At 36.7% G+C, this 6,271-nt stretch carries 6 protein-coding genes (1 of these 6 only partly in view); 3 read left to right on the top strand and 3 right to left on the bottom strand.

From position 1 onward, the window contains the following. On the top strand, nt 1-2,167 hold the 3' portion of the coding sequence (locus GN303_RS01310) for a Hint domain-containing protein (protein ID WP_110439588.1). 110 nt of this gene lie to the left of the window's left edge; only the last 2,167 of its 2,277 coding nucleotides appear in the window; its start codon lies beyond the left edge, outside the window; the stop codon is at nt 2,165-2,167. 52 nt (nt 2,168-2,219) lie between these two features. Here the strand turns inward: GN303_RS01310 and GN303_RS01305 are convergent, their stop codons facing one another. Beyond that, the gene (locus tag GN303_RS01305; RefSeq protein ID WP_110439587.1) at nt 2,220-3,179 is read right to left on the bottom strand and encodes a GDP-mannose 4,6-dehydratase; all 960 of its coding nucleotides are present in this window, start codon (nt 3,177-3,179) and stop codon (nt 2,220-2,222) included. Between the two features lie 234 nt (nt 3,180-3,413). Here GN303_RS01305 and dps point away from each other — a divergent pair, with 234 nt between their 5' ends. Next, a complete protein-coding gene (dps, locus tag GN303_RS01300) occupies nt 3,414-3,932 on the top strand; it encodes a DNA starvation/stationary phase protection protein Dps (protein WP_110439586.1) in 519 nt (172 codons plus the stop codon). 88 nt (nt 3,933-4,020) lie between these two features. On the opposite strand, the gene GN303_RS01295 is transcribed toward dps, so the two are convergent. Together GN303_RS01295 and GN303_RS01290 are read right to left on the bottom strand one after the other, a co-directional pair. Next, nucleotides 4,021-4,500, bottom strand: coding sequence for a DUF192 domain-containing protein (locus tag GN303_RS01295; RefSeq protein WP_110439592.1), 480 nt, complete (start codon nt 4,498-4,500; stop codon nt 4,021-4,023). A gap of 81 nt (nt 4,501-4,581) precedes the next feature. Then, nucleotides 4,582-5,244: an MBL fold metallo-hydrolase gene (locus GN303_RS01290; RefSeq protein WP_110439585.1), complete on the bottom strand. Its 663-nt coding sequence runs from the start codon at nt 5,242-5,244 to the stop codon at nt 4,582-4,584. Nucleotides 5,245-5,508: 264 nt separating this feature from the next. Here GN303_RS01290 and GN303_RS01285 point away from each other — a divergent pair, with 264 nt between their 5' ends. Continuing rightward, the gene (locus tag GN303_RS01285; RefSeq protein WP_110439584.1) at nt 5,509-6,270 is read left to right on the top strand and encodes a CHAP domain-containing protein; all 762 of its coding nucleotides are present in this window, start codon (nt 5,509-5,511) and stop codon (nt 6,268-6,270) included. The last annotated feature ends 1 nt before the right edge of the window (nt 6,271 follow it).

The raw sequence follows: 6,271 nt of genomic DNA, 5'->3' as shown, positions 1-6,271 counted from the left end.
CAATGCGACAATTCATGCTTATTATGACCAGGCAACCGGCAAAACAATGTACAAAGTCACCGGTGCTGATACTTGTTTTGGCGCACCTGATGGTATTTATGAAGGACCTATCAATATATCTGGAGGTAAATTAATTGTAGAGAATGGTGCGGTTGCCACTGATTTGATAGTAATTACCAGTGATGGACAATGGCCAACCGTTGACATTCAAAATGGTGGAATACTTCAAAATTCAAATGTTTATAACGCCTGGTTAAATATTGAAGATGGTGGTTTATCTCAAAACAACACGTATACATCAATAAATATGGCAGACATATGCAAGGGTATCCAAGGCATTTCAAAAAATGATACTTTTGGTGGATATAATAACGGGCAGATTTATGATTCACATCTTATCTCTGCGAATGGTGCCTATCATTTTACACCTGACAATGGCATTGTCAGTGGGTTCAATTTATTGAATAATGCCAAAATAATAAATCCTATTATCAAAGGTGAACCAACGGTTGGTAATTTCACATTAAATGGCGGTACAGAATTTGGTAATATAGATGTAAAAAATAATTATATAAATAATATAAACCAAACATTGGTAAGATTGAATGAAAATCCTGTTTTTATCGGTGGAGACTGGGTTGCAAGCCTGGATCCGGATACTGGAAGAACAGTTTATACAAATAATATCACGAAAATTATCGTTGAAGGCCCTATCAATCTTGTGGACATTAATTCCTTGACCATCAATAAAGGAGCTGTTGTTGAACATCTCAGGGTAACAATAAATACAAGATCAGCTGATTCCACCATTAATAATTATGGGACTCTTAAAGATTCCATATTATCAAACAGCACCATTAATAATCACGTTGGCGCAGTAACAGAAAATAACACCTTTTATTCCATAAATTACAATGGCGCAAAAGGCTCTGTTACTAAGCATGATTTTTTCTATCAATCTGCCACCGCTCCTTTTTGCGCATCAGATTCGAACGGTCAGAACCGAGTTGTCGATTTAACACAAGGGGGTGTTTTTGATGGATCTTATGTTGGTGTTGACAAGAATGCCGGAACATACCAGGTATTGGTAAACGGTGGTATAATCAACAACCAGGACAATTCCGATCCTTGTTTCTTAGAAGGCACAATGATAGCCAGCCCTAAAGGTTTAATAGCCGTTGAACATATTAAAGAGGGGGACCAGATAATCACCTATCTTGACGGTAAAGAAAAACCGTCTCCTGTTATTTGGGTAGGTCATCGTACAATCAAAGTCAAAACAACCCTTAATGACGAGAATGCCGGATATCCTGTACGTATTATCAAAAATGCAATCGCTGATGGTGTTCCTTTTAAGGATATGTTGATTACAGCCGAACATTGCATGTTCTTTAAGAATCATTTCATTCCGGTTCGCATGCTGGTTAATGGATCCACCATCTTTTATGATCATTCAATTAAAGAATATACCTATTATCACATTGAAACTGAAGAACACGCAATCATCAAAGCTAATGGCGCTCTGACTGAAAGCTATCTGGATACAGGACATCGCTCCGTATTCAATCACGACCAAAAAGTGGTCAGCATTATCAATCGGGGAAAAAGCTGGAATATTGATTCAGCAGCTCCCTTGGGAACAACAAAGGAATTAGTTGAGCCTATTTTCAATCACTTAATGGATAGGGCTAAAGATTTAGGTTATAAAATTGAACTGCCTGAAAAAAGCATCACCAATGACAGTGCATTGCGCCTGGTAACCAATACTGGAATAACTTTGACCAAACTATATCAAAAAGAAGGATATGTTGCTTTTAAGATTCCACCAGACACCGTATATGTACGTTTAGTTTCTCGTGCGAGCTGCCCAAACCGGGTTATCGGTCCTTACATTGATGACCGTCGCATACTCGGTGTTTTAATTGGAAATGTGACGCTTTTGCGTAAAAACCAGGCATTCTCCCTAACAGAGCACCTCTCCTCTCATACCTTGGATGGCTGGCATACACGGGAAAATACCAATGCTCGCTGGACTAATGGTAATGCTGTAATAAATATTGACAATGGCAAAGCTGACAAACCCGGCATATTGATAATCCAAGTACTATCCCATGATTATTATATTAATGAAAAATCAGAGTATCAACAACAATTACATATAGCCTGATTTATTTAGAGTTTAAGATTTGGACAGTAATCAGTCCAAATCTTAATCGATATTAAATACACTCCTTGAACCATCTGACAAAATATTCGACACCGTTTTTTAGGTTTGTTTTGGGTAACCAGCCCGTTTTTTGTTTGATTTTGCTAATATCTGAAAGTGTCGCCTCAATATCCGTATTAGGGCGAGTTACATAATTGATCAATGCTTTCTTACCGAGAAAATTTTCCAAATATACAATAAGTTTTTCAACCCGTTCCTGACAATTATTCCCGATATTATATACGTCATAATCCTCCAAGGTAGAACAATCAAATAAACTTGTTAATGCACCCACTACATCATCAATGTAGGTAAAATCACGTGAAAGATTATCCCCTGTATATAATGTGATTGGCTGTTGATGTTCAATTGCCCTTGCAAATATATAGTATGCCATATCAGGTCTACCCCATGGACCATATACTGTAAAAAACCGTAATCCCGTTTGTTTCAGGCCATAAACATGACTATAACTATAGGACAATAATTCGGCAGACCTTTTGGAAGCCGCGTAAACCGAACCCGGTTTATCGACGCGATCTTTTTCACTGAAAGGAATCTTTTTATTCAACCCATAGACGGAAGAAGATGAAGCGTAAAAAATGCGCTCCAGTTTTTCCAATCTACGTGCTTCCTCTAATATAACCAACTGTCCTGTAACATTGGTCTGGATATAGACAAAAGGATTTTTCAGGGAATATCTTACCCCCGCTTGTGCAGCTAAATGAACTATATAATTAATATCTCTATATTTGTCGAATAATGAGGTTATCGCCTCTTGATCAGAAATATCAACTTGATGGAAAATAAAATTTTTATATTCTTTTAATCTGTCACATCGAGCATTTTTTAAACCGATGGAATAGTAATCATTAAGATTATCCAAACCAATAACCGTTTCACCACGTTCTAACAATTTTTTTGAAATATGAAAACCGATAAATCCTGCCGCACCCGTAATCAAAAAAATCACTTTTGAGCTCTTGTCACTTAAAATTATAAAAAACGGATTATAATCAGAATTTTCCCAGATCTTCAAGTCTGAAGCCCTGCTTAATTATTTTCTAAACACTTAACTTTACCATAAATAAATATTAATTAATTATTAAATATAATCGATAACTCATAATTAAAAATAAACTATTATTGTATCATTACTTAAAATATTTTATAATTCTTACAAATAATTATTTTAGGAGATAGTCTAATGACCAAAACAAAATACCCGCTACATCCTACTCGTAATAATTTGCATTCCAATACTAAAACCGTTGTTATCCAACTATTAAATGCCCGTCTTGCGGATGGTCTTGATATCGCGCTTATTACCAAACAGGCCCACTGGAATATGAAAGGGCACAATTTTATAGGTGTTCACAAAATGATGGATGATTTCCGCAATGAACAAAACGAGCTGAATGATAAAATGGCTGAAAGAATTGCCGCCATCGGTGGAACAGCCTTGGGAACAACTCAGGAAATCGCCAAGAATTCAAGCATTGCTGAATATCCAACAGATATCATCAGTGTCGATGACCATCTGACCGCACTTTCTGAACGATTTGCAATCTATGCCAATGCCCTTCGCAAAGCTATTGATGAAGCTGATGAGGCTGGTGATGCGGATACTTCTGACTTGTTTACCGAGGTGTCCCGTGCAATGGATCAACAACTATGGTTCCTGGAGGCACATAAACCCTATCCATCCAAGTTACACGCCAAGTAGCTTTTATCTGAAATTTTGTTTTACATAATTTGTTTTATAATCTGCTGGTATTTTTTCCAGCAGATTTTTTTATTTTCTAAAACTGTTATTATTGATTTTGTACAGATTTTTTTTCATTTAATATGGAATTATCAAAAATTGCACTATCAACCACATCCCCTACCTTGATCCCCAATTTTTCTGTTATCCCACCTTTCAACTCCAAGGTGGCGATGACCGGACCCTGGCTACTGACAGGAGCCAAACTATATGGAACCGTATTTTCAGCAATTGCTTGAATATGATGATCTACACCAATAAAAACCATATCCAGGGAAACAAGTGTATTTTTCATCCACATCATGCTACGTTGCGGGGCTGGCCACATAAACAACATTCCTCCATTTTCAGGAATTGAAGTTCTAAACATCTCCCCTACCTCTTGCTCTTTAGGGGTTTTCGCAACTTCTATTATAAAACTATGCTTTCTTCCATCTTTAGAGGAAATTGTCAGAGGTTCTTTTGCCAATTCAGCCTGCGCTTTATTTATTACATGATCGGGATTTTCTGCAACAACCTCCCGGCTCATTCCTGTAAATAATCCTACAATTCCTATTAATACTGAACTATAGCGGAAAAAAAATTTTTTCATTTTAGACATCCTGAATTTTTAAGTTAATAATGGATTAGTCTTTTTTTCAACACCAATGGTGCTACCCATTCCATGCCCGGGTATAAAGTAAATATCATCTCCCAATGTTAATAAACGCTCTTTGATGCTTTTGATCAACAGAGCTCCATTACCATATTCCCAATCAGAACGTCCTATCGTGCCCTTAAAAAGAGTATCTCCGGTAATTAACAAACGTGCAGAAGGTTCAAAATAAACTATATGACCTGGCGTATGACCAGGAATATGAATAACTTCAAAATTTATTCCATCAAATGTCAAACGCTCTTTATCCTTTAAAAAACGCGATGGTTTAACATCTCGAATTTCTGAAGTGGGAAAACCAAAATGATTACAGTTTTCAACAACTTTACTTAACAAGAACAAATCCTCTTTTGATGGACCAAGAAGAGGAACCGCCCTATTATATATTTGCCCAAATTTTTCCTGTAACAACATAGCCCCACCAACATGATCAAAATGACCATGCGTTAACAAAATAGCCTGTATATCTATATGATTGGTTTGAATTGCAGATAGAATCGTATCAACATATGCACCCGGATCTATTACAACTCCGTTATTATTTTCCTTGTTCCAAACTAGTGTACAATTTTGATAGATGGGTGTAACTGGAATAATTTCTATTTTCAAACTGGACATTTCTAAAAACAAAGCGTGTTCACCCTTAATATTTATATTTTGTTACTTCAATAACATTCATTCTTTATACAAATATAAATAAATATTCAAATAATAACCTTAACCATACGATCGTTGCTATTTTGCACCATAACAGAACACATTCGGAGAAATTTTTCTAAAAAAATAAAAAAACTCCCAAATTAATATTGTCCTTGATATACAGATCAGTATAAGTAAATTTTATTCGTCGTAAAATCCAAGCCCTAACCTACCAGGATTCCAATGGAAAAGATTCAACCAGTTATTCCCAGAAGAATTAAAATTCTACTTTTTTCCCTTGTATCTTTTTATACTGTGTCAACAAATGTAGAAGCACGTTCCCCTGTTCATCATACACATAAAAGAATCCATAAAAAAGCAAATGTTCACAAGGTTTCTGCCACTCATCATACGAGAAATTCACATTTCAGAACCCGAACCTATAAATTCAAACACAAATCTTATGGTCATGTCATCCAGTGTGTCGCTTTTGCCCGGTCCGCTTCTGACATTCAACTGAAGGGAAATGCAAGGGACTGGTGGAATAATGCGGAAGGCGTCTATAAACGTGGAAACACTCCGGAAGCAAATAGTGTTTTGAGTTTTCGTCCAACCAGAAGAATGCCCTTGGGACATGTTGCCGTCGTAAAACAAGTGGTTAATTCGCGAACAATCATAATCGACCAATCTCATTGGGCGCAAAGAGGCATCAGTCATAATACACCTGTCATAGACGTATCCGCAAACAATGACTGGTCAGCCGTTCGTGTGGCTTTAAATGGCAATAAAAATGCCTTTGGAAGTATCTATCCTACTCATGGATTTATATATCCATCCACTCAGGAAACAACCCGTCCTATTATTCGTGAAAATACAAAAGGAAATATACGGACGTGGACAGCTGACGCCGCTACAGCAAAAACAACAACTGAAGTTGCATTGGCGCCAAACATTTCTGACAGTGATCTCTTTGGATCTGACGCCCCTAACCGCTCTTTAAAATAGT

The sequence above is a fragment of the Commensalibacter melissae genome, assembly GCF_009734185.1.
GTDB lineage: Bacteria > Pseudomonadota > Alphaproteobacteria > Acetobacterales > Acetobacteraceae > Commensalibacter > Commensalibacter melissae.
This window is presented reverse-complemented; position numbering and strand designations above follow the sequence as displayed.

Bases quoted from the DNA above. Each gene is read 5' to 3' on its own strand.
- dps (WP_110439586.1), top strand. From the start codon at position 3,414: ATGACCAAAACAAAATACCCGCTACATCCTACTCGTAATAATTTGCAT.
- GN303_RS01295 (WP_110439592.1), bottom strand. From the start codon at position 4,500: ATGAGCCGGGAGGTTGTTGCAGAAAATCCCGATCATGTAATAAATAAA.
- GN303_RS01290 (WP_110439585.1), bottom strand. From the start codon at position 5,244: ATGTCCAGTTTGAAAATAGAAATTATTCCAGTTACACCCATCTATCAA.
- GN303_RS01285 (WP_110439584.1), top strand. From the start codon at position 5,509: ATGGAAAAGATTCAACCAGTTATTCCCAGAAGAATTAAAATTCTACTT.